Annotated in this window: 20 protein-coding genes; 7 read left to right on the forward strand and 13 right to left on the reverse strand. The window is 70.1% G+C overall.

Annotation, left to right across the window (positions count from 1 at the left end; all coding sequences use genetic code 11):
• Window positions 1-71: 71 nt before the first annotated feature.
• Entirely contained in the window at window positions 72-1,535 is a 1,464-nt protein-coding gene (locus tag AB0B40_RS29710; protein ID WP_362266547.1) for a hypothetical protein, read from the forward strand.
• 155 nt (window positions 1,536-1,690) lie between these two features.
• The gene (locus AB0B40_RS29715) at window positions 1,691-2,140 is read left to right on the forward strand and encodes a hypothetical protein (RefSeq protein WP_345060236.1); all 450 of its coding nucleotides are present in this window, start codon (window positions 1,691-1,693) and stop codon (window positions 2,138-2,140) included.
• 31 nt (window positions 2,141-2,171) lie between these two features.
• Here the strand turns inward: AB0B40_RS29715 and AB0B40_RS29720 are convergent, their stop codons facing one another.
• On the reverse strand, window positions 2,172-2,468 hold the full coding sequence (locus AB0B40_RS29720; protein WP_345060238.1) for a hypothetical protein: 297 nt from the start codon (window positions 2,466-2,468) through the stop codon (window positions 2,172-2,174).
• Between AB0B40_RS29720 and AB0B40_RS29725 the strand changes: the two genes are divergently transcribed.
• Window positions 2,467-3,207: a hypothetical protein gene (locus AB0B40_RS29725; protein ID WP_362266550.1), complete on the forward strand. Its 741-nt coding sequence runs from the start codon at window positions 2,467-2,469 to the stop codon at window positions 3,205-3,207. The genes AB0B40_RS29720 and AB0B40_RS29725 overlap by 2 nt on opposite strands.
• Before the next feature lie 131 nt (window positions 3,208-3,338).
• Window positions 3,339-4,541 carry a permease gene (locus AB0B40_RS29730; RefSeq protein WP_345060242.1) on the forward strand — a complete coding sequence of 401 codons (1,203 nt, stop codon included), beginning with the start codon at window positions 3,339-3,341 and terminating at the stop codon, window positions 4,539-4,541.
• Window positions 4,542-4,618: 77 nt separating this feature from the next.
• On the opposite strand, the gene AB0B40_RS29735 is transcribed toward AB0B40_RS29730, so the two are convergent.
• From AB0B40_RS29735 to AB0B40_RS29750, 4 genes are read right to left on the reverse strand one after another with little or no spacing between them, the layout of a single operon-like run.
• Window positions 4,619-4,900 (reverse strand): hypothetical protein, encoded by a 282-nt coding sequence (locus tag AB0B40_RS29735; RefSeq protein WP_345060244.1) that lies wholly within the window; start codon window positions 4,898-4,900, stop codon window positions 4,619-4,621.
• Window positions 4,900-9,609 carry a putative T7SS-secreted protein gene (locus tag AB0B40_RS29740; RefSeq protein WP_362266554.1) on the reverse strand — a complete coding sequence of 1,570 codons (4,710 nt, stop codon included), beginning with the start codon at window positions 9,607-9,609 and terminating at the stop codon, window positions 4,900-4,902. The genes AB0B40_RS29735 and AB0B40_RS29740 overlap by 1 nt, the downstream gene beginning before the upstream one ends.
• Window positions 9,609-10,286 carry a hypothetical protein gene (locus tag AB0B40_RS29745; RefSeq protein WP_345060248.1) on the reverse strand — a complete coding sequence of 226 codons (678 nt, stop codon included), beginning with the start codon at window positions 10,284-10,286 and terminating at the stop codon, window positions 9,609-9,611. Before AB0B40_RS29745 ends, AB0B40_RS29740 begins: the two co-directional genes overlap by 1 nt.
• On the reverse strand, window positions 10,286-10,972 hold the full coding sequence (locus AB0B40_RS29750) for an SseB family protein (protein ID WP_345060250.1): 687 nt from the start codon (window positions 10,970-10,972) through the stop codon (window positions 10,286-10,288). Before AB0B40_RS29750 ends, AB0B40_RS29745 begins: the two co-directional genes overlap by 1 nt.
• Window positions 10,973-11,384: 412 nt before the next feature.
• Here AB0B40_RS29750 and AB0B40_RS29755 point away from each other — a divergent pair, with 412 nt between their 5' ends.
• Window positions 11,385-11,531, forward strand: a complete 147-nt coding sequence (locus AB0B40_RS29755) for a hypothetical protein (RefSeq protein ID WP_345060252.1) — start codon at window positions 11,385-11,387, stop codon at window positions 11,529-11,531.
• Between the two features lie 73 nt (window positions 11,532-11,604).
• Here AB0B40_RS29755 and AB0B40_RS29760 read toward each other — a convergent pair whose 3' ends face one another.
• The 3 genes from AB0B40_RS29760 to AB0B40_RS29770 all read right to left on the reverse strand — a co-directional run bounded on the left by AB0B40_RS29760 (window position 11,605) and on the right by AB0B40_RS29770 (window position 14,827).
• On the reverse strand, window positions 11,605-12,801 hold the full coding sequence (locus tag AB0B40_RS29760; protein WP_362266559.1) for a PP2C family protein-serine/threonine phosphatase: 1,197 nt from the start codon (window positions 12,799-12,801) through the stop codon (window positions 11,605-11,607).
• Window positions 12,802-13,182: 381 nt separating this feature from the next.
• On the reverse strand, window positions 13,183-13,998 hold the full coding sequence (locus tag AB0B40_RS29765; RefSeq protein WP_362266562.1) for an alpha/beta hydrolase: 816 nt from the start codon (window positions 13,996-13,998) through the stop codon (window positions 13,183-13,185).
• Between the two features lie 166 nt (window positions 13,999-14,164).
• Window positions 14,165-14,827: a DUF4097 family beta strand repeat-containing protein gene (locus tag AB0B40_RS29770; protein WP_345060281.1), complete on the reverse strand. Its 663-nt coding sequence runs from the start codon at window positions 14,825-14,827 to the stop codon at window positions 14,165-14,167.
• A gap of 262 nt (window positions 14,828-15,089) precedes the next feature.
• On the opposite strand from AB0B40_RS29770, the gene AB0B40_RS29775 reads away from it, so the two are divergent.
• A complete protein-coding gene (locus tag AB0B40_RS29775) occupies window positions 15,090-15,872 on the forward strand; it encodes a helix-turn-helix domain-containing protein (RefSeq protein ID WP_362266565.1) in 783 nt (260 codons plus the stop codon).
• Between the two features lie 13 nt (window positions 15,873-15,885).
• On the opposite strand, the gene AB0B40_RS29780 is transcribed toward AB0B40_RS29775, so the two are convergent.
• The 3 genes from AB0B40_RS29780 to AB0B40_RS29790 form a co-directional block, all read right to left on the reverse strand.
• Window positions 15,886-16,566, reverse strand: a complete 681-nt coding sequence (locus AB0B40_RS29780; protein ID WP_345060259.1) for an SMI1/KNR4 family protein — start codon at window positions 16,564-16,566, stop codon at window positions 15,886-15,888.
• A gap of 194 nt (window positions 16,567-16,760) precedes the next feature.
• Entirely contained in the window at window positions 16,761-18,107 is a 1,347-nt protein-coding gene (locus AB0B40_RS29785; RefSeq protein ID WP_345060261.1) for an APC family permease, read from the reverse strand.
• Window positions 18,108-18,481: 374 nt separating this feature from the next.
• Window positions 18,482-21,229 carry a hypothetical protein gene (locus AB0B40_RS29790; RefSeq protein ID WP_362266568.1) on the reverse strand — a complete coding sequence of 916 codons (2,748 nt, stop codon included), beginning with the start codon at window positions 21,227-21,229 and terminating at the stop codon, window positions 18,482-18,484.
• 334 nt (window positions 21,230-21,563) lie between these two features.
• Here AB0B40_RS29790 and AB0B40_RS29795 point away from each other — a divergent pair, with 334 nt between their 5' ends.
• Window positions 21,564-22,013, forward strand: a complete 450-nt coding sequence (locus AB0B40_RS29795; protein ID WP_362266571.1) for a hypothetical protein — start codon at window positions 21,564-21,566, stop codon at window positions 22,011-22,013.
• 419 nt (window positions 22,014-22,432) lie between these two features.
• On the opposite strand, the gene AB0B40_RS29800 is transcribed toward AB0B40_RS29795, so the two are convergent.
• On the reverse strand, window positions 22,433-22,690 hold the full coding sequence (locus tag AB0B40_RS29800) for a helix-turn-helix transcriptional regulator (RefSeq protein WP_345060266.1): 258 nt from the start codon (window positions 22,688-22,690) through the stop codon (window positions 22,433-22,435).
• A complete protein-coding gene (locus tag AB0B40_RS29805) occupies window positions 22,690-23,307 on the reverse strand; it encodes a hypothetical protein (RefSeq protein ID WP_345060268.1) in 618 nt (205 codons plus the stop codon). Before AB0B40_RS29805 ends, AB0B40_RS29800 begins: the two co-directional genes overlap by 1 nt.
• Between the last annotated feature and the right edge of the window lie 327 nt (window positions 23,308-23,634).

The following is a 23,634-nucleotide window of genomic DNA, read 5'->3' on the forward strand; positions in this document are numbered from 1 at the left end:
TCGTCCGGCGCACCGTCTTCGTCACAGCGTCCGCTGCGCGCCCGTCCCCCGACCAAAAGGCTGACGTCACGATGAAGACTCCCCACGACCGACGCGGCCCGCGCCGGGCGGCCCGTCTCCTGGCCCTGGCCCTGGCGCTCGTCGCCGGTGCACTGCTGTGGCGGCCCGGGCAGGCTGCGGCGGCGCCGGCGAGCCCGCGGTCGGCCGCCGTACGGGTGACAACTGCCCGCGTGGCGTCAACGGTCGACGGCGGGTTCGGCCTCGCGGCCACCGACCTGAGTGAACGCGTCGCCGATCTGACCGCCTCGCTGCCCACACAGGGCGTCCAGAACCTGCTCAGCCAGGCCGACAGGTCCGTGAGCAGCGGAACGGCCTGCGCGACCGATCCGTTCGGCGCCGGCGACGGCGGCATCGCTCCGCTGGCTCCCGCCGTCAAGTACTGCTGGAGCGACGACGACGCCCTGAGCAGGGAATGGACCCCCCAGGGGATCACCGGCGTCTCGGATGCCCAGGCCGACGAGTACTGGGGCACGAAGCGGCCCGTGATCACGTCCTGGTACGACGACTCCACCGCCTGCACGCCGGCCGGTACGCCCGCGTGTGCCGACAAGGGGGTGCGCCTGTCCTTCCTCGACCCGGCCACCGGGAAGTACCGCCACGTACTCCTCGCGTACCCGTACTACAACTCCTACGGGCACATCTCGTACCGGGCGATCGACATCCACGCCGGTGGGATCGCCTGGTACAAGTACCGCCTCTACGTCACCGATGCCCTCCACGGACTGAAGGTGTTCGACCTGCGCGACATCCTCGACCTCGACCCGGACCGGAACCCCGCCACGAACAACAGCACTCCCGACGGCCTGAGCAGCAACGTCCAGGACAACGGCAAGGTGGGACGACAGAGCAACGTCTGGTACTCCTACGGCTATCGGTACGTCCTGCCGCAGGTGGGCTCGTACGATTTCGTCAGCGCCCAGCACAACGGCTCGGCCGGCACGTGCGAGTCGAGTGGGGCGCCCAAGGCGTCCTACCTCTCGGTCGACCGCAGCAGCAGTCCCCCGCAGCTCATCATGGGCGAGTACTGCACCACCGACTCCGCCCATCCCGGCAACGGCCGTGTCGGCGCCCTCCCCATCAACGACACGGACGGATCACTCGTGACGACTGCCGACGGCCAGGTGTCAGCAGTCGCCACCTACGCGCTGCCCGTGAAACAGGTTCAGGGAGCGGTCCGTTACGCCGACCGCTGGTACCTCAACCAGAGCCACCGGTACAGCGACGCCAGCCTGTGGCGGGCAGCGGTGGGAGGCGACGGTGTCCTGGCGGTGTCCGGCGGCGAGATCCGCACGGCGGTGGGCGCCGAGGACATGTACTACGAGCACGGGCAGGGCACCGGCGCGGCACCGTTGCTCTGGTCGCAGAGCGAGCACCGTGCCGACATCAACGACCCTTCCTGTGCGACGCCCGACCCCACGCCATGCGGACGGGTGATCTACGCCCACCGGGTGAGCGACATCCTCACGCAGCCGTGAGGCGCATGTGCCGCTTCAGGGGAGCGCATACGGCGGCACCGCGTTCCTGCCGCGTTCCCGTGGCAGGGGGTGACCGGCACAGGGGATACCCTGTGGGGGTATCATCGTGCCGTGCGGCGGCACGTAGTGCAAGAAGCAGGAAAGGGGCGCAGGTCGTGAACAGCGCACTGACCACCGGCAGGCAGGCCACGGCCCGGCTGCTGGTGTCGTGCGCGGTGTTGTTCGGTCTGTTCTTCATGCACGGTGCTCCGGCCGGCGCCGCCGAGGGCTGTCACGGGGCTATGTCCACAGTCGCGACGACGCCGATGAGCGGCGGCCAGGACAGCGCCGCAATGGCCAGGGCCCATCCTTCGGCTGCGCACGGTGCAGGCCCCGCTGTCCGGGCGGCGGAGGCATCCGGGATGCCCGGGACGCTGTGCGTTTCGACCCCGGCCCACGAACGAGTCGCCTTGCCCGCGCCCGATCTGCTTGTCGTGGCAGGCGCCGTGGCGCCCGCCGTGTGGGCGCTGGCCCGGCTGCGGGCAGCGGTCGCCGGGACGGGACGGCGCGGGCCACCGGGCGGCGGGCGCGGTCTCCTGCTGAAGGTGTGCGTCGCGCGGACGTGACAGGCACGCACCGGATTCCGGCCCAGGCCGGCTACCGGCACCGTGTCCTGCTCGATTCCGCGCGCCACCGGTGTGGTGCGCCCATCCGGAAAGACTCCACCTCGATGGTCACCTCGTCCTCGTCCCGTTTCACCGCGCGCCGCCGCGGCCTCGCAGCGGTCGGTGCCTCAGCCGCTCTCGCGTTGACGCTGGCCGCCTGCGGCTCCTCCAGCGGCTCCTCGTCCATGCCCGGCATGCACCACGGCGCCACCTCCACGGCGTCCTCCTCGGCCGGCGCCACGTCCTCCGCGTCCTCCTCGGGAGGCGCGTCGCCGGCGAGGGGTGACATGCCCGGGATGGACCACATGGCCTCCGGCAACGGCCTGTCCGACGCGAAGGACGGCTACCGCCTCATCCCGAAGGACACGGCCCTGCCGTCCGGCAACCAGGCCGCGTACCGGTTCACGGTCACGGGCCCGGACGGCAAGCCGGTCACCGGGTTCGCCGTCGATCAGACCAAGCGGATGCATTTCTACGCCATCCGCTCCGACCTGACCGGCTTCCACCACATCCATCCCGCCATGGCCGCCGACGGCACCTGGAGCGCGGACCTGGCCTCCCTCACCCCCGGCTCCTGGCGCATGTTCGCCTCCTTCACCCCCGACGCCGGGCCCGGCAAGGGCAAGGGCTTCGTGCTGTCGCACACCGTCACCGTGCCCGGCACCGCCACGAAGATCCCGCTGCCCGCGCCCGCCGCCACCGCCGAGGCCGACGGGTACACCGTCACGGTCACGGGCGAGCCGATGGCGGGGATGGCGCACCCGCTGACGCTCTCGGTCGCCCAGAACGGCAAGCCCGTCACCGACCTGCAGCCCTACCTGGACACCTACGCCCACCTGACCGCCTTCCATGAAGGCGACGCCGCGTTCGCCCACCTCCACCCGACCACCGAGGCCACCGGCGACCACGGCGGCCCGAACCTGAAGTTCCACGCCGAACTGCCGGATTCCGGGAACTGGCGGCTGTTCCTGCAGTTCCGGACCGGCGGCACGCTCCACACCGCCGCCCTGACACTGCGCGTCGGCTGACTCGCGGCGGGGCGCCGCCCGCACGGTGGCGCCCCGCACCCCGCCCCGGCCCGGCCCGGCCCGGCGAACTCACCTCCCCCACGGGCGTGTCCGCCGGCCGTACGCGGCACCTCGGAGGGAAGGCTGCACAGATGCACGCCGTACTGCACGCACTGTCGATCACCGGATCCATGACCTGGGAGATCACCTGGGCCCTGATCCTCGGCTTCGCCCTGTCCGCCGTCGTCCAGGCCGTGGTCCGCAAGTCCACCATCGTCTCCCTGCTCGGCGACGACCGCCCCCGCACCCTCACCGTCGCCGCGGGTCTGGGCGCCGCCTCCTCGTCCTGCTCCTACGCCGCGGTGGCGCTGGCCCGCTCGCTGTTCCGCAAGGGCGCGAACTTCACCGCCGCGATGGCCTTCGAGATCGCCTCCACCAACCTCGTCGTGGAGCTCGGCGTCATCCTCGCGCTGCTGATGGGCTGGCAGTTCACCGCCGCCGAATTCGTGGGCGGCCCCATCATGATCATCGTGTTGGCTCTCCTGTTCCGGCTGTGCCTGCGCGAGAACCTGCTGCGCGAGGCCCGTGCACAGGCGGAACGGGGGCTGGCCGGGTCGATGGAGGGCCATGCTGCGATGGACATGTCCGTCCAGCGCGAAGGCTCCTTCGGTCAGCGTCTGTTCTCCCGTGAAGGCTTTACCGCCACCAGCCACGTGTTCGTCATGGAATGGGCGGCGATCCTGCGCGATCTGATCGTCGGCCTGCTCATCGCCGGCGCCATCGCCGCCTGGGTGCCCGACACGTTCTGGCGCACCTTCTTCTTCGAGGGCCACCCCCTCGCCGCCAAGCTCTGGGGCCCGGTCGTCGGCCCGCTGGTGGCGATCGCCTCGTTCGTCTGCTCGATCGGCAACGTGCCGCTGGCGGTGGTCCTGTGGAAGGGAGGCATCAGCTTCGGCGGCGTGATCGCCTTCATCTTCGCCGACCTGCTGATCCTGCCGATCCTCAACATCTACCGGAAGTACTACGGCGCGAAGATGGCCGCCTTCCTCCTCGGCACCTTCTACCTCGCGATGGTCGTCGCCGGGTACCTCGTGGAGTTCGCCTTCGGCGGCCTCGGCCTGATCCCCGACCAGGCCCGCGCGAGGGTGCCTGTGGGAGGCATCGGCTGGAACTACACCACCTGGCTCAACATCGCCTTCCTCATCCTCGCCGCCGTACTCCTGGTGCGCTTCCTTCGGACCGGCGGGCTGTCCATGCTGCGCATGATGGGCGGCTCACCCGACACCGGCCATGACCATGCCGACCACACGCAGCACGGGCACCACGCCGGGGACACCCACGGCGGACAGCAGTGACAGCGGCCCTCCGTCCGCGGACGGAGGGCTCAGGAGCCCGCTTCCACCGGCTCGATCCCCCAGTCGGCTTCAGGCCGTCACTGTGTCTTGAACGGCTGTACGGCCAGGACCTCGTGGATGTCGGGGAACCGGCATTCGCCGGTCTCGCTGTGCACCGAAATGCAGTTGGGGCCGTAGTTGAAGTACTTGTCGTCCCGGGTCTCGATGTACTTCACGGACTGGTAACCGAAATAGAACAGCTCACCCTTTTTGGTGGCGTATTCGCCGTTGCCGAAGAGCGCGACCTGATCGCTCCACTCGCCGAACTTCCGGCGCAGAGCATCCGCCGCCAGCTGCTCGGCCTGGTCCATCGTGTACATCAGTTGGTCCTCATCAGTTTGAACGTCTTGTAGAGCATAGGATCGACGAACCCGGTCTGCACATCGCAGAAGAGCACACGGCCCTGATGGTTCACGATGTTGAACACATGTCCCGCCGGTCCTTCTTCGGGCAGCGCCGCCACGATTCCCCGGGCCCCGTGGCCGGAGTCGCGGACATGGTCGACCATGTCCCAGAAACCGGTGTCCTTGAAGTCCCGTCCGTACACGCCTTGCAGTCGGTCGAGGGACTGGAACGGGATGTCTCCGGGGACGGCCTTGATCCCCTCACCGGCAAGGTACCGGTCGAACGCTTCCCCCAGGTAGGTGCAGTTGCTCATCCCTCCCTCCGGGTTGAAGTACTTCACCAGGTGCGAAAGGTCGGGTGTCTCGTAGGGCTTGGGTGGGAGCAGCGTCTTCTGCGGTGCGAGGCCGAGGGGATCACAGGTCACCGACGGCCGGTCCACGTAGGTGGCGGGGTTGGCCGCCGGAGCCAGCCCGAGCGGGTCCAGGCTGACGTACCGGCCCACCTCGGGGTCGTAGTACCGCAGGTAGTTGTAGTGCAGGCCCGTCTCGGCGTCGAAGTACTGCCCCGGGAAACGCAGCGGTGTGTAGGCGTGGCTGTGCACCGACCAGGACCGCTTGCCCCAGTTCGTGGTCCGGGACCGCCAGGCGATCTCCCCGGATTCGTCGACCAGCTCGCAGGGGGAGCCCGAGATGTCGGCCACGATGGCGAAGAAGCGGGCGTCCACCTCTTCCTGCGAGGCCTCGGCCACGGTCCTGCGTTCGCTCTGCGCGACCGCTTCGGCTCCGTTGAGATGCCACGTCAGGGTCACCGAGTCGGCCGAGGAACCCCAGCTGGTCGTCTGTTCGCACAGCGAGACGCCGTCCCAGCTGAAGTCCACCCGCTCCAGGACGTCGACACCGTTCGCGGCGATGTGCTGTTTGCTCACGCGCCGTCCGAGGGCGTCGTACGCGTAGCGCCACACCGTGCCGTCCGGGGTGACGACCTGGGTGAGCCGGTCCTCCGCGTCCCAGCTGTAGCGCCAGGTGTCCGGTTTGCGGGAGAGCCGGGTCTTCTGGCGCAGTACGACACGTCCGGCGGCGTCGTGCTCGTAGCGGATCCGGCCGGCGCGCAGCAGATCGGCGCCCTGGTAGACACGGTCCCCGCATCCGTCGTCGCCGAAGGGACGTGCGGGCCATTCGGCCGACACCTGGTTGCCGAGGTCGTCGTAGGAGTAGGCCTCCGCCCATCCGTCACCGCTGACCCGGGTGGCCCGGCCCGCCAGGTCCAGTTCGAACAGCTGGTCACCGTTCAGAAGATCGCGGGTCCTGGTCAGGCTGCCGTCGGCGCGGTACTCGTAGGCGCGCGCCTGGACCCGCCCGAGAGGGCCGTCCACCGCCTGGGACGCCAGTCTTCCGGTCAGGTCGAACGCGCGGGAGATGCTCACGGTCTCGTCGAACCGACGGCCGACCTCACGCCCCACCAGGTCGTACTCCAGCGTGACGACGCGCCCGTCCGCCAGGAGCCGGCAGGGCTGCCCCGCGGCGTCGAAGTGCCAGCCGGTCTCGGCGCCCGACGGCGTGGTGCGTCCCTGAAGCCTGCCGAACTCGTCGTACCGGTATGCCGTCTCCCGGCCGTTCACGCGCTCGGAGACCACACGCCCCTGCCGGTCACGGAGCAGGGTCAGGTCCGCGTGGGCGTTGGTGGCCCGGGCGATGCGGTCGGTGAAGTCGTAGGCGTACGTCGTCACCTCGCCGTCGGCCGTCTTGCGCACGATCTGGCCGAGGTCGTTGTGCTCGAAGGTGACGGCCTGTCCCAGCGCGTTGACGCGGGAGACCAGGTCGCCGGCCGCGTTGTAGGAGTACCGGGTGACCCGGCCGCCGAAGTCGGTCTCCCGGACCGGCCGGCCGACCAGGTCGTACTCGTACGTCCAGGTCAGCCCCTGGGGGTTGGTCACCGACGTCAGGCGGAGTTCGTTGTCGTACCGGAACTCGTACCGTGAGCCGTCGGGCTCGACGCGTGCGGTCAGCAGGTCGAACTGGGCGTACTCGAAACGGGTGACGCCGCCGATGGTGTCCGTGTGGGTGAGGCAGTTCCCCTCACCGTCGTACGTCCAGGACTCCTCGGTGCCGTCCGGGTTGATCCGGCGCCTGATCCGGCCCTCGACGGTCCATTCCATCCGGCCGGTCGCGCCCAGGGGGTCGGTGATGGTGGTGACCCGTCCCAGCGCGTCGCGCCGGTAGCGCATGACGCCGCCCTGGTGATCACGCACCTCGACGGGCAGCCCGGCCGCGTCGCAGCGTATGTCGGTCACCCGGCCGTACTGGTCGCGCACGGCGCGCAGGTGTCCGGAGGCGTCGTACGTGAAGGAGGTCGTGCCGCCCGCCGAATCGGTCACCGATGTCCGGTTCCCGCGGTCGTCGAACTCCTGGTGGACGGTGCTTCCGTCGGGACGCACCACCCGGGTGAGCAGGCCGCGGTCGTCGTGGGTGAACAGGGTGCGCCGGCCGTCGGGGCGGATGATCTCCGTCGGGTTGCCCAGGTCGTCGTACCGGTAGCACGTCGTACGGCCCACCGCGTCGGTCTCGGAGAGCAGCCGGTTGAACCGGTCGCGGGTGAAGTGCCTGGTGTTCCCGGCGGGGTCGACGATGGCGACGATCTGGTGCAGGTCGTTGACGAGGTACTGGCGTACCGCGCCCTCCGCGTTGACGGCCGTCGTGGTGTGCAGTCCGGTCTCGGGGTCCCTCTCGCCGTAGGACAGGCGGAGGCTCATGTGGCCCTCGGTGCCGCCCTGGGCGACGCACCGGTTCCTGTCGTCGTAAGCGTAGGTGTACGCGTGCCCGTTGGTGTCCGTCCACGACGTGATGCGCAGCGCCTCGTCGTAGGTGAACGTGAGCGGCTTCCCGGAGGAATTGCCGACTTCGGTCAGGTCTCCCTGGGCATAGCCGTAGCGGACCAACGCGAGGTCGCGGCCGTCGTCGCCCCCGCCGACCAGGTGCAGACCGGTGACCAGGCCGTCGGCGGTGTCGATCCGCAGGCGGTAGCCGCCACTGTGGGCGATGCCCGAGGGCACTCCCCCTTCGTCGTACGCGAAGGAGATCCAGTTGCCGTTGCCGTCGTCGATCTGGACCAGTTCGGCCAGGTCCTCACCGCGGTCGGCGAAGTGCCACACCCGCCGGGCCGTCGGGTCGGTGACGGTGTAGCCGTCCGCCTCCCGGCTGAGCGGCCAGCGCGGGCCGTGCTGCGGCAGGACGGCCAGGCCGGGCGCCGGGTGCGGGTAGAACAGCCGCAGTCCGTCCTCGTGGAGGAAGGCGACGCCGGCGGGGGTGATGTCCAGTCGCTGATCGACGGTGCTCGTCCACGACGGGCCGAACCAACGCCCGTACGTCAGGCCCGACTCGGCCCGGCGCTTGAACACGAACGGCAGGGCGCCGGGAAGCGTGACGTCCGTCTGGGGCAGGTACATGGTGCCGGTGGCCAGGTTGACCGGGTCCGTGCCCGCGGACTCCACATCGGCCGGTGGGTGGCTCTCGGCCGCGCCCGGGATCTCGGCGGCCCCGCCCTCGGCCGCGACCGCCTCCGCGCCGTCGGCGGCGAGCATGCCTTCCCCGGTCAGTTCCGCGGCTCCGGCCCCGTCCGTCGCCACGGCCAGCGCGGCCTGCGGGACCAGTTCCCCGAAGAACTGCGACGGGTCCGACTTGAACGACTGCCAGGCCCCTTGGAGGGCACGGTCGGGATGTGTCGCCATGGAAACGACACCGCCGAGCAGTTCGACCTTGTTCTGCAGGAAGGCGGCCGGGTGCGTGAGGTTGTACGGGTCCATGGGGTTGAGACTGCGGGCGAAGTTGAGGATGCCCGCGGTCCCCTTGACGGCGCCGGCGAGGAAGTGCGCCCCTTCGATGGAGTCGGCCGTCAGGAGGTCCACCCCGTCCAGCTTGACCTGCTGGAGGGGCGGCGGCTCCTTCGGTGCGTGCTGCAGCGCGGCCCTCAGCTTGGTCTCCGTCTCGCCGGCGATCTTGTTCCGCTGGCGCCGGGCCGCGTCGAGGATGTCCTGCGCCTCCCGCATCGTGTGCTCACCGGGGTCCTCCCCGGCGGGGCGCGGTCCGGGGTCGTCGCTGCCCAGTTCGACCTTGAGTTCGTAGGACTCGACCGTCTTGCGGTGCGCGTCCGAGGCGGACTTGCCCTGCTTGTAGAGACGGATCGCCTCCCGCGCCTGTCCCTGGGCCCACTCCACGGTGTCGGCCAGGCCGTTCAGCGCCGCGGCCGCGTCCTGGCAGGCTGCTCCGGCGTGCAGCCACTTGGTGGGATGCAGCGCGAACTTCTCCCGGAACGTCTCGGCGGCCTCGCCCTTCCAGCCGTCCGAATCGACGGCCTTCATGCCCACGCCGACCTCCGCGAAGGCCGTCGCGAACGCGACCAGATGTCCGGCCTTCTCACGGATCGTCGACGGCGAGCCGTGGATCAGGTCGGACGGCTCCACGTCCGGCCCCAGTTCCCGCTCCTCGACGTGCGCACCGAGATAGGAGGCGGCCCGGTCCCCGCCGTGGCGCACCTTCTGGGCGACGCCGTGCGCGCCGACCTTGTCGAGCGCGTCGCCGGTGAGGTCCGCTCCCTCGTCGATCAGGTGCCCGGTGCCGCGCTTGGCATGGTCGTAGAGGTTCTTGCCCCCGCTCAGCAGCTCGCCGCCGAGCTTGCCCCAGTCCGACATCAGCTCCGCCCTTCCGGTTTCAGGCCGAGCGCCTTGTTCACCGCGGCGTTGTAGTCGTCCTGGTCCATGCCGAGAGCGGTGGGGACGCCCTCCACTCCGGGAAGCGTCTGCGATGTCGCCACGTCGCGGGCCATTCCCTTGAGGACCTGTTCCGAGGCGTGGGCGCTGTCGCGGAAGGACTGCTCGCTGTAGTCCGGATGCAGCCAGGCGGGTGTGGCCAGTTGCTTCCAGCTCTGGCTCTCGATCTGCTGCTCGGAGGCGTACGGATTGCCTTCGAGGGAGTTCAGCCCCACCTTGAAGGAGTTCTTCACGACCTGGTCCGTCTGGTACATCGTCCCCGCCGAGAGGCCGACCGCCGCCGCGAACGCGTTTCCCTCGTCGACCAGGGCCCGTACGCCCCACTGCCAGCGTTCGCAGAACGTGTGGAAGGCGGCCCCGACGGACTCGTCGCCGATCGTCATGCCGTCCATCTCCAGGTCGTCGAAGCCACGCCCCGTACCCGACCAGCCCACATTGGCGGTGAAGCCCAGACCGCCCAGCTCCGCAAGGGCCTTGTCGATGCCGTCCGCGATCAGCGCGAGGCCGAAGACCTGCAGGTCGGCAGCCCTGCCCGGGCCGCCGGCGGAGTGATCGTGTCCCTCGGCGGCACCACCGCCCGTACCGGGAATCGCCTCCATTACTCCCCCTTCTCCGTGCCATCGGACGGCGTGAGGGCGGGCACCGGCCCGTCCACCGCGACGTCCTGCGGCACCACTCCCAGCACCGGTGGCAGCACCCGTCCGTGCTCACCGTCCGCAACGTCTACCAACAGCCCGCACGGCATCCCCGACCCGGCGACCGTGGGTACCGCCGCGTCCAGCAGGGCGGCGCCCCACACCCGCCAGTACCGCCGCTTCCGCTCCGCTTCGCCTCGGGCCACCGCATACCGGGCCAGCGCCGCCTCGCCGGTGAACGCGAGGATCCAGCGGACCCCGCCGGCGTCCACCGTCAGCGGTGCTTCCCCGCCGCTGCCGTCGGGCAGCGCGTCCACCGGCACCAGGACACGCGACCGGCGGAACTCGCCCAGCTCGTGCAGGAACTGCCGCTGCCGAGCCTTCACCTGTGCGGCGTCCCCGCCGGGGGCCGCTGCGGCTGCTGGAGGCTGGGCGGGTGTCCGGTCCGTCAGGGCTTCGACCGCCGCGGCGGCGGTACCCGATCGCCCGGTGGTGACGACCGTTTGATCGGCGATGTCCCTCAACCGCGAACGGCTCGGGGCCGGTGCCGCCGCGCCCGTCTCCGCGCTGCCGGGGTCCTCCTGCCGTGCGGCTCGCCGCTCAGCCTCGGTGCGGTCGTGTGCACCGGGCGCCGTTCCTTGCTCGTCCACCCTCAAGTCCCCGTCGGCAGGGTGGCTTTTCAACCCTGTCTCATGATCAAGCTCCAGTATGTTCACAGCTGCAATCGGCGGTCACAACAACATGTCAGCCAAGTGAGGTCAAAGGAATCGCCAAGATCACTGATGGCGGTGGCACCTCGAGCTCGGCCGGCAGGTGGTGGAGCACGGCACCCCGCAGCAGCTCACCCGGCTGCTCGATCCGATGGCCCGGGGCGAGACGGACGTCGCGCCCGCCTCTACCACGAGCACGACATCAGCCACCCGAGCGAGCTGTGAACCCGCACCACCCGGCGCGGCGCCCGGCCGGAGCGCTCAGCGGACGCGGGAGCCGGGGCGGGGCCGGCGCCTGGCGCTCCCGCGGACCGCGCTCCCGCGGCGCGCGGCGGCGTACCACCTCCGCACCGTGAGGACGTTCCAGCGGAAGGCAGAGGAGGCAGCCGCCGCATTCGCGAAGCAGATGCCGGAGACGGCAGGCGAGTTCCGCGTCTACGAAGCCGCCGACGGCGATCTGGCGGTCGCGGACCGGCTCCGAAAGCCGTCGATCCCGTAAGCCGTCGATCCCGTCGGGGCCGTGTTCGCCTGGGCCCGGGCCGGGAAGGGAATGCACCGCGGCTCGCCGCGGCTCATCGCCGCGGGACCGGTCTGGTTTCGGCCGGTACTCGGCGGCGGCTGCCGTGCCAGTCCAGTATCAGAACCGTGGCATCGTCCTTGAGGTTGCCACGGCAGGCGTCCAGTACCGCGTTGGTCAGGCCTCGGACAGCCTCCCTCGGATGCAGCGCGCGGGTGTCGTGAATGATCGCGGCCAGGTCGACGGCCGCGGCACCGCGCTCCTGCATTCCGTCGGTGAGCAGGATCAGGCGGTCGCCGGGACGCAACTGCAGTTCCTGGGCGCGGTAGGAGGCGGGTGCCGCCACGCCGAACGGCAGGTTGACGGCGAGTCTGACCTCTTCGACGGTGCCGTCGCGCAGCCGCAGCGGCCAGGGATGACCGGCGTTGACCAGTTCGCACAGGCCCGTTTCGAGGTCGACACACAGCAACTGCCCGGTGGCCAGACCGCGGCTGTGGCTCAGCAGGGCCTGGTGGGCGTGGTGGGCCTGCTTGAGGGCGTCACAGCCACTGCGGCGTGCCCGCCGCAACGCGCCGACCAGCAAGGTGGCCAGCAGGGCGGAGTTCGTGTCATGGCCCATGGCGTCGGTGATGGACAGGTGCAGGGTGTCCCGGTCCAGGGTGTAGTCGTAGGTGTCACCACCGATGTCGTCGGCCGGGACCAGTCCGGCGGCGAGGGTGAACTGGTCCGCCTCGCAGCAGGGGGCCGAGGGCAGCAGCTGGTGCTGGATCTCCGCGGCCAGGCTGGTCTCCGTGGTACGCCGGCCCAGATGGTACAGATCGGTGAAGCGGCGGTCCGTGACGATGATGTAGGCAAGGGCGTGTGCCGCGTCGCGGACCTGCCGGAGCACGGTGTCGTCGGCGGACTGCAAGGTCACCTCCAGGACGCCGATGCAGTCGCCACGGTTGCTGACCGGCGTGATGACGCGCCGGCCGCCCTGGCCGTCCGGTTCCACATGCTGGCGCTGACTCCGCAGAACGCTGTCGTAGACACTGCCCTGCAGGCCGATCGTCTCGGCACGGTCCGCGAAATCACCCCCGGCCGCGGCCAGTCGTATCAACCTCTGTCCGATGAGGTCGACGAACAGGAAGAACACACCCTCCGCACCGAACCGCTTGTGCAGATCGTGCGCTATCACGTCGACGGACTCACCGGGCGGCGCCGCCTCCGCAGCGGTCAGCAACTCGCCCAGTTCCAGATCTCCACCCTCCACGGCAACCTCCCATCGGCTGCTGCAACTTTTTCCCCGATTCTCCGCAACTTCACCCCGTGCGCTCGTCTTACACCGGCTCAGGTAGTCCGTCCCAGGGGAGCGCCAGGCGCTGCTGGGCGGCCGGCGCGGTCCCATGCACACGCGTCAGGCCGTGTCGAGGCGGAGGGGCGGGTCAGGACGGGGGCAGTGCGGCAGTCAGTGGGAGTGTTCGGCGCAGTGGGCGATGAGAGTCGGCCCAGCCAGAACACGGACTGCGGGTGGTGGTCGCGGTACGGAGGGCCGTCGGCAACCGGTCGGGGACGTCGTCGCCCTGCGGGATCGGGACCAGCCCTGCCGGCCGCAGTGAGGACTTACCGCCGACCGGGGTCCACTCACCCGGCTTCAGTACGGCGCCTGGTCGAGGTCGGCGACCTCCCGTACGGCGTCGGTCACGGCCAGGAAGTCCTTCTTGAGGATCGCGCCATGGTTGGCGGGGACCTTCGCGCTGATCCGGATGTTCGTGTTGCGGGCTGTCACGGTTTCGAGGCTGGCGCGTATCTGCTCCTGTTCATCACCGCGGCTGCCGAAGGACGTCCCGGAAGCGACCACGTAGCGCACGGGGACGGTGATGTCGTCCAGCACGGGGCTCAGCTCGCTCTCGCGGGAGAGCCTGCCGAGCTCGATGTTGCTGTCCGCTTGCTGTTCGGCGGTCATCCGCGGGGCCAGGCCCGTCGGGCGCAGCAGCGGCATGAACCAGCCCAGCCGCCGGAACAGTCTGCGGATCCGCTGCTCCATGGCCTCGTCGAGCCAGTCGTAGGGATACGCGCCGTCGACGAGGACGGCGCCCAGGGCACGCTCGGGATTCCGGGCGGCCCAGTGCGTCGCGACGACCGCTCCGTAGGACCAGCCGACCACAAGGGCCCGGTCCACTCCCCTGGCCGCGAGAACGGCGTCGACGTCCCGGACGGCGGCCTCGAAGGAGTAGTCGGCCGAACGCTTGGATCTGCCGCGGGCCCGCTCGTCGTAGGTGATGTGCCGCCATCGCGGCCCCAGTTCGGCGATGACCCGCCGCCAGTATCCCTGGGTGGCGAACTGGCCGTTGAGGTAGACCACCGGGATACCGGGGCCGCCGGTGTCGGTGACGGCCAGAGCCGTGTCGTCCACCGGCACCATGCCGGCCCACTTCGAAGGAGTCGGGGATGTGCTGTTCCTCGTCATGCCTGCTCCCTGGTCGCGTGAGGTGCCTGTGCGGCTTGCCCCAGGGCCCGCGCGTGGATCGCGGGGCCCTCGGGACGGACGGCTGGGCCGCCGCGGGGCGGCCGAGGGGATGCCGAGGGGATGCCGATCACGGCGTTCCCGGCCGGGCATTCATGGTGCGGCTTCGTCACAGGCTGCGGGCGGTGATGTCGCCGTAGGAAGTGGTGGCGCGGATGTCGAGTCCGGCGGTGCCGTCGTTCTTGAGGGTGTTGCTGATGCGGCCGTGGCTGGTGCCGGCGTCCAGGGTGGCCGAGACACCGGCGGCGGCGCCGACCGTGATGTCACCGGATTCGGTGGTCAGCACGACCGTGCCGCGCGTGGCCTCGGTGATCCGGATGTCACCCCGGGCAGTGCTGATCTGGGCGGGGCCGCCCAGCCGGCCCACCTCGACGTCACCGTCGACCGCCGTCAGGCGCAGACTCGCGGTCTCGTCCAGCTTGATCTGCCGGTAAGCGCCCTCGAAGACGACGTCGCCGAGACGGCCGACGGCCCGCAGTTCGGCACCGGCCGCCCTGGCCTCGACACGCGAACCGGCAGGCAGCTTGACCGTCACCTCAACGGCTCCACCGGGACCGAGGTACCGGTTGTCCGCCGCGCTCTCGATCCGCAGGACTCCGTCGGCGTATACGACCGTGGTCTGCTCCGCCGCCTTCACATCGCGCCCCTTGGAGGCGTTCACGGGAAGGACCTCGACCGCGGTGTCGGCCCGGTCCGCGGCGATGAACTGGACACGTCCGGCCGGGATGCCCAGGACGACGGAGACCGGGGCGAGGGTCTGGAACTTCTGCATCATGCTCTCCCTGCACGCTTGCGGCTGCTGTTTCCGAACAATGGAAAAGCTACGTTGCTTTCCATCTCATGGCAACGACACTTACGCTCAAGGCGCGAATGTGTGCAGCTCAGCGCGCAGTAATCGGTGCAACGTCCTCCCGATAATGCAACGCAAGGACAAGCGTCGTTGCAATGTTCTGAAGATGAACGCTATGGTGGAGGCGTCGGGGAAGCAGCGAGCAGCGCCCTGGGGCACCCGGGGCGCGTGAAAGGGGGTCGTGATGCCGGGAGGCAGGCTCACCCAGGCCGAGCGCCAGAAGATCGCGGCGGGACTGGCCGACGGACTTGCCTACGCCGAGATCGCCCGCCGTCTCAACCGTCCCACCTCCACCATCACACGTGAGGTGACACGCAACGGCGGTGCCACCGGCTACCGCTCCGACCTGGCCCACCGAGCCACCCAGCAGCGCATCCACCGGCGCAGGCAGACCGCGCCCCAAGAAGCGTCGCCGCTCCCGCAGTCCTACGGCCGCAACGCCCAGGCCGTGCACGACTACCAGGAAACGCTCACCGCCGTCCTCATCGCCTCGGGCCTGCCCAAGATGATGGCTCGGGTACTGGGCTGCCTCTACACCACCGACACCGGCAGCCTCACCGCCGCCGAACTCGCCCAGCGCCTCACGGTCAGCCCCGCCTCCATCTCCAAGGCGATCTCGTTCCTCGAGGGCCTCGACCTCGTCCGCCGCGAACGCGACGAACGCCGCCGCGAGCGCTACGTCGTCGACGACGACCTCTGGTACCAGTCCATGATCCGCAGCGCCCGGGCCAACGACCAGTTCATCGCCACAGCACGACAGGGCGCCGCCGTCCTCGGCCGCGGCACCCCCGCCGCCACCCGCCTCGAAAACGCCGCCCGCTTCCTCGACTTCGTCAGCGAAAACCTCATCCGCGCCGCCGAACAAGGCCGCGAAGTCCTCTACACCAGAACCGCCACCGCACCGGGCCACGCCTCCCACCCGAGCCCAGAGGACGGACAGACAACCACCCCGGCACCCACGGCATGAATCGACGTCGGCCCTACGGTGCCGAAAGCGCTGTGCACTCCGCTGTCTTCAGCCAGTCCGTATACCAGCGGTCGAACCTCACCGGCGTACCGTCCTCGTTCAGGAGCGGGACGAGGTCCACGTCGTCCACCCTGCAGTCGGACCAGATCGTGCCGCGGTGACTGCCGCTGATGATCAGCCACTCCCTCTGGGCGCAGCCCAGGTGACAGATCACGATGGCGCCGGCGGTGCGCTCCGGGGCGAACATGACAGCCTCCCACCGCTCGTCCCACGCCTCGATGGCGTCGTCGAAGTCCTCGATGGCGTCGAAATCCTCTTCCTGGGGGCGTTGGGCTAGGAGTTCGGTGAGCCGCTGCGGGTCCGGGCCCTGGTCGGGGAACGGCTCGGCGAGCCTCGACAAGTCGGCAAGGTCCGCGCCGTCACCTTCCCAGCGCCAGCGGCCCTGTACTCGCCGAACCGGGAACAGGCCGTACGCGGGACCGGCACCGCCCGCGCCGACGTGGAGCAGGAACGACCGGTAGTCCTCCGGCAGTCGCACGCCTGTCTGAGCCTCGAGTTCGGCAAGCTCGCCCCGGGTGAGCGGCTCCTCCACGACCCACTTGTGCCCCGGTGCCCCGAACACCTTGCTGCTCCCGGGCCCGGCACCCGCCGCCTCGACCCGCTGACGTACGCCCACCCACCGCTGATCAGTCATGCGAAGACCGTACGTGCCACCACTGACAGCCAGGGCGTGAGCTGGAAGTGCGAGCGCTCGACGGCGTCTGGACGACGTGGAACCCGGCCCGTTGCCCCCACCTCGTACGTCTCACAGCCGACTTCGACGCCCACGGCCCCGTACCTGAGTCCGGACGTCTGAGCCTGCGAGTGCGGACCGGGCACCGTTCACGCTCAGGTGGCGCACCGCTCCCTCCGGCGGCGGTTCACGGCGGCGACGGTGCCCAGGGCCACCCCGACCGCGATGACGATGAGCCCGCGTGTCCACACCTCGCCCTCGACCCGCGTGGCGAGCATGACGCAGGATGCCGCGCCCAGGACCGGGAGGGCGGTCGGGGTCCGGAAGTGGGGCCGGGCCTGGCGGTCGCGCCGCTGGACGAGGACCGCGGTGTTGACGAGGAAGAACACCACGAGGAGCAGCAGCACGAGCGTGGAGGCGAGGGTCGCCACGTCTCCCGTGAGCGCCAGCGAGAAGGACAGGGCGGTGGTGACCGCGATCGAGACCCACGGGGTACGGCGCCCGGGAAGCACGCGGGTCAGGACGCGAGGGAGGAGGCCGTCCCGCGCCATGCCGAAGGCCAGCCGGGAACTCATGATGCCGGTGAGCAGCGCCCCGTTGGCGACCGCGACGAGAGCGACGGCGCTGAACAGCTTCGGCGGTACCCCGCCCGCCTCCTTCACCACTTCGAGCAGCGGACCGCTGGAGCGGGCCAGTGTCCCCGTGGGCACGGCTGCCGAGGCGACGATCCCGACGAGGACGTAGACGGCCCCCGCCGTCACCAGGGCGCCGAAGAGGGCGCGGGGATAGGAGCGGCGCGGGTCACGGGTCTCCTCAGCCACGTTCACGGACGTCTCGAAGCCCACGAAGGAGTAGTACGCGAGAACCGTCCCGCCCAGAACCCCGGAGGCTGCCCCCGTGTCGGCCGTGCCGAGGTGGACGAGCCTGCCGGGGTCGCCGTCGCCGCGCAGGAGCAACCAGACCCCGAGACCGACCACGAGGAGCAGTCCGCCCACCTCGACGATCGTGGCCGCCACGTTGGCGCGGGTGGACTCGCTGATGCCGCGCGCGTTGAGCAGGGCCAGGGCGCACAGGAACACGGCCGCCACGAGTACGACGGGCAGGCTGACGAAGCTGCTCAGATAGTCACCGGCGAAACCCCGCGCCAGCGCGGCGACGGACACGATGCCCGCGGCGAGCATGCAGAATCCGGCGAGGAAGCCGGTGAAGGGCCCGTAGGCGAGGGTCGCGTAGTGGGAGGCGCCCCCGGCTCGCGGGTACTTCGTGGCGAGTTCGGCGTAGGAGGCGGCCGTCAGGAGCGACAGCAGCAGGGCGAGGAGGAGGGGCACCCACACGGCGCCGCCCGACTTCGCAGCGACCTGGCCCACGAGGACGTAGACGCCGGCGCCCAGCACGTCGCCGAGGATGAAGAAGTAGAGCAGGGGGGTCGTCAAGGCCTTCTTGAGCGTGGGCGTCCCGCTCTGGGGCGAGCCGCCGGGCGCCGGCGCGGAGGATGTGGTCACCGTTGTCCCCTACCCCCGCACCCCGGCCGCAGACGACATGGGCGCGCGGGTGACCACGGGCGGCCTATCCGTGCTGCCAAGCCGTCCTGCCACCGGTGGCCGAGGGGACGGCCAGGCCCGAACTGCCGTCATCGCGGACCGGTGGTCCGGTGAGCCCCCGGGGTAGGTGTGCACGATCACGAGTGGCCCGCTGCCCGGTCCGATGGCGGCCTTGGCGGTCCGCGGCTCCCCCACCAGGGCACGCACGACGGCGGAGCCGGCGAGCTCCCGGAGGGGGCACGAGGGGGCACGTACCAGCACACGAACGGAACCGGGCACGCGGCCCACCGACGAGCCGATCGCCTGCCCGGCCCGGACCTCTTCCACAAGGCCGTTCAGGGCGCCGAGTGTGTCGTCACCGCAGGGCTGGGGGCGGGTGTCGGCTGCGTGACGTGCTGGGGGAAGACGTCGAGGAGGAACGGCTGGAGGCCGGCGATGATCAGAGTGGCCGCCCCGGTGGCGAGGGCGGCTGCGACGGTCGACCACCAAGCGGTGATCGTGCCGAGATTGTGCAGGTCGGCCAGTCGGGCGGGGCGCATGGAGTGGGCTGCCAGCATCTCGCTGTCGGCGCGCAGGCCGAGGGTCATGGCGAAGGCGAGGGCTTCGAGAGCGTAGAGCAGGGTCTGGGTCCACGCCGTCCAGTGCGAGGAGCGGGGCGAGGCCAGGACATGGCAGACAGCGGGAACGACGATGACGCCGTAGAGGGACAGCGCCTTGGAGAAGCCGGTCGATCCGCGCAGGAGAGGGAAGAAGTAGCCGTACAGCAGGCCGAACCCGGCCCAGGTGAGCAGGATGGGTGCGGCTGTGGCCAGCACCGCGGAGACCGGGTGCTCAGTGGACGTGGCGGCGGCCACGGCCGCGCCCGCGAGAGACAGTGCGGTGAAGGGGGCGCCGATGACGGCACCCAGGCGGGCTGCGCGCACGCCCCGCGCCCATGGACGAGCGTCCAGGTAGTCACCGAAGGCTAGTTGCCGTTCACTGACGAGGATGCCGCCCTGGAGGGGCAGTTCGCGGTCGAAGGAACGGCGTTCCAGCGCGCGGAGGGTGTTGTGCGCGGCAGCGTAGGGCCGTGGTCCCTCACTGATCGCCTCCCGGGTGGCTTTGCGCGCGGTCGCGAGGGAGCGCCGGTCGGTGCCTGAGCGGACAGCCCGCCGCAGCCTGGCCGCCCGCTCGGCAGGAGCCTGGGCGAAGACGGCCGCGGCCAGGCGGATCTGCCCGTAGGGGAAGGCCAGCCAGGTGGTGATGGCTGCAGCGGCGACGGCGATCGAGCTCGTCTGGGTGCTCAGCGTGAGGCTGCCCGCGGCCAGCGCGAAGACCAGCACGATGCCCAGCGCGCGATGGCGGCGCAGAAGGTGGGGCGTTGTGGTGGCGTCGTCGCCCAGCGAGCGCAACCCTCGGACGGTGACGGCGGCCAGGATCAGCCCGCTCAGAGTGTCCAGGTCCTGTCCCAGACTGGCCAGGTCCCACCAGTTCGGACGTGCGGAGGAGGCCCAGTGCCAGGTAACCGCCAAGGCGAAGGCCACGGGATACAGGAGCAGCAGGACGCGTCCGCCGAGTCGGCGGGGTGAGCCGAACGCAACGGTCGCCGCGCACGCGGTGGCAAGCACCGCGACGCCTCCGACCAGTCCGGGAACGGCCCAGTTGAGGAGGTTCGGTACCGTGCCGGCACTGCCGGTCATCTCGGCGGCGACGGCGAAGAACGGCACGACGGCGCAGCAGGTGACCAGTGGCCAAAGACGCAGCCGCCATCCGGCCCACCGGGCTACGGCCATGGCCAGCAGGCAGAGCACCACGAGGAACCCGAAGAGGAGAACGGGCAGCGTGACCGCCTGGGCCAGGGCCGTCTGCCTCTCATCGGGCAAGGTTCTGTACTGCAGCCACGCAAGGGCGTACAGCGCTGAGGCAGCAGCGCACAGCGCTGTGACTGCCAGCAGGGCAGCCGCCGGCCTGACGTGGCGCCCCAGTCGGCTCGGCGGCGGCGTCGGCGGGCACAGGTCCTGACGTAACTGCCACACAGTCGTCGGCAGGACCACCAAGGTGGTGCACGTCAGGAGTACGACGACGCCAGTGAACGCCCAGTATCCGGCGACTTCCCAGCCGAGCAGGCTCGTCGCCAGGCGCGCGGCCGGGGTGCCGGACGTCACGCCCACGTCGGCTGCGTGATCCACTCCGTTGGCCGTCCAGAGGACTCCGTGCACCGTCAGGACCACCCCGGCCAGCCGGGTCAGCCGGGTCAGCTCCTGCCCGCCCAGGCCGCTCAGTGCACCAGCGCGGAAGGACAGCACCAGGGCGCACCATCCGGCTGCGGACAGAGCCGCGTTGCCTTCGGTCGCCAACGCGTCGCTCATCCGGATCGCCTCGTGCCACACCCATGGCAGCACCCGACGTGGATCGGCCCGCTGGGCGTAGGTGTCATGCGCGGGCGCGGTCCCGGCCGCCAGGGTTATCGACAGCGCTTCGGCTTGCGTCGCCGTCCTCGCCCGTGCACTCAGGTGGTGCGAATCCTGAGCGGTGATCTGCCAGGAGGTGTCCACCGCTGCGATGTGTTGCCGGCTCACGGTCATGTTCAGCGTGGTCGGACCTTGCGGTATCTGGCTGATGGTCCCGGTCCGTGTCGGGAAGGTTCCGTCGACCTCGATGGTGGCTCGTGCGGCCGAGGAACGCAGCGTCAGCTTCGGGTACTGCCAGTCCGGCAGTTGCCCGTTGACCAGCGGAACTCCCCAGACCCCCTCGACGAAGCCGGTGATGTTCTGCGTGTGGTGGCCTTCACTGACAGCGTGGACCAACGCGCTGTCGGTGGGCGCACTCGCGGTCAGCACGATCCGGGGCCTGCCACCGTCGGTCTGAACGACGTTCAGGTGCCGGTCGAGCTCGACCGACCAGACGTCTCCGTTGTGCGCCAGGGCTTTGACCCTGTTCCGCCACCAGCACTCGGATCCGTCGAACTCCTGGTCCCCCACCAGCCAGCGCGGCGGATTGCTCACAACCTCGTTGCAATCCGAGGTGCGGGGCAGGTCTGGTACGGCGGACATGTAGAACGTCACGGCCACCGAGGCAAGCAGTCCCAGCAGAAGCAGCAGCACCGCTGCCCACCCCTGGCGCAGGCACAGTACCGCTCTGCGCCACACCCATGCCGAAGCCACTGTCTGCCCCCGGTTCACGCTCCCCTGACACAGCGAGGGCGACCCTATGCGATGTCAGGTCAGGGGTGAGGCCGTACGCCCAGAAATCCACGCGGTGCGGGTGTTCCGGGGCCCGGGCCGGGCGGTCCTGTCGCGACTGGACTGACCTGGTGCCTTTGGTCAGGACGGCTCCTGAAGGGGTATGTACCGACACGCCCCCAGCTCCGGGAACACGGAGCCGGTGGGAGGTAAATGCGTCGACAGCGCCCCTCGGCACCCGGCAAAGTGGCTGCCCGTGACGAGCAGTGAGCTGTGGAGCCGTGCGACCGCCGAACGCTACGACGCGGAAGAGGCCGAGTTGTCCTCGACCGCCGCCCTCGGGCCGACTCTCGCCTTCCTGGCCGAGATCGCCGGGGACGGCCGGGCAGAGCTGGGCGTGCCGCCGCTGCGGTTCCTGCCGCCCGGCCAGATCGCCGTGCCGTTCGACGTCTCTGCGGAGCATCTCGGCTTCGACACCTTCGACCTGGTCGAACAGATCCTCGTCTCGCACCACTTCACCCGCGACGGCGACGCCGGCCACTACCGCCGCGGCACCTCCCGGCATCGGTACGCCTGGCCGGCAGAGCTCGACCTGATGGCACGGATCGCCGGCCTCGAGCTGGAACGTCGCGTCGCGGACTGGCACGGGGCGCCGTTCACTCAGGACTCCGCAAAACACATCTCCGTGTGGCGCAAGCCCGTCTGAGGTCACCGACCGGACCGTCAGCGTAGGACCTGCCTGTCTCGCAAACGCTCATCGCGAGTTCAGCCGTCGTCGGCGGATCAGCGCTCCTTCGAGGGTGGGGGGCTTCGTGGACGCCGTCGCGCATCTTCGGCTCTCCTGCTTTCCCGGTATCCAGCTCGCAGGCCCGCAGGCCCGCAGGACGGTCAGGCAGCGGCGGACGGCCATGGCCTGGGTCGTGTGACGGTGCCAGGCCGGCCGCCGGAGGCCTCCTACTACATCGTCACCGGCCTGGCAGCTCGATGCGTGACGAGTCGTGGATCTGCAGCCCACGAGCCCAGGCGCCGCAGCAGAGACGCTTGCACTTCTGCGCGGCCGGACCGTCGGATGCGCTCAGCGGCCGGCCCCCCTCATCTCGTTCGGCACAGCAGTCCATGCCACGGTCAGTGATCTCGGGGATTCTCCGGCGTCGGGCCGTGGCGGTAACTGAGCAGGTCTCCCGGTTGACACTGCAGAACCTCGCAAAGACGAGTGAGGGTCGAGAAGCGGATGGCCTTCGCGCGCCCGTTCTTGAGGATGGACAGGTTGACATTGGTCACGCCGACTCGGGCGGCGAGTTCCGTGAGCGTCATGCCGCGTTCGATGAGGAGCGTGTCGAGGTGCACCTCGATGTCATGTCCCTCGTGATCGTCGGCGGTCATCAGACGACCCCCGCGAGGTCCTCGCGCATGGACGCGCCGGCACGGGTGATGCGCGCGAAGGTCAGCAGCCCCAGTGCGGTCAGTATGGCCAGATACGGTGCCGACCACATGTTCAGCCAGGCGCCGACCGTGAAGTGGGCGTCCTTCGCCAGTTCCGCGAGCAATGCCGCTTTGGCGTTGGCCTGGATGATCTCCACGATCACACTCCCCGCGAGCAACCACCAGCCGAGTGCGCGGAGGCGGGAAGCGGTGCGTTCCGTGTACACGCCCTCTCGTGCCGCCCCTTGCAGGAGCCGGTCCAGCAGAAAGAGGCTGCTGATCAGCAACAGCATCGAGGGCAGCTGACCGAGCTCGTGCAGGAGACGCAGGTGTGCGTCGGGTCTGTCGGCGCAGTAGTAGGGGATCCAGCCGATCTGGGCTCCCTGCTCGGGGGCGAGTGCACCGACGGTTTCATGCGAGCTGCTGCTCGAGTCGTCGGTGATGCAGATGGTGGTGCCCGCCCAGCCGCCGTGGACGGCGCTGAGGACGACGCCCGTTGCCACGAGGGCCAGCACGACTCGTAGGGCTATGGAGACGACCGTCGCCATGGGTTCGAGCATCTTCCGGTCTTCAGGCATGCCGCGCCGCCTCACCAACGTTGATCGATGTTATCGAGAATCGATATTATCGAAAAACGATGCGCATGCAATCCCCTGTTCGGGGTGCCTCCGCGCCAGGGACCCGTCGACGGACGAGGCCCCGCAGCGGACGAGACGGTGCCTGCGGCGAAACCTTCGAGGGCGTCGGCGACCGTGTGGAACCGACGTGAGCGACAGGAGCCGAAGCGCGCTGGGAGCTTGGCAGTTCGGCGGAAGCGACCGGCGCGGCCGGACGACCGCTGCCACACCGCAGGCCAGGACGTACGGGGCGCGGGCTGGGACACCTCCACCCTGACCGCGTTCGTG

Source organism: Streptomyces sp. NPDC042638 (genome assembly GCF_040647235.1).
GTDB lineage: Bacteria > Actinomycetota > Actinomycetes > Streptomycetales > Streptomycetaceae > Streptomyces > Streptomyces rameus.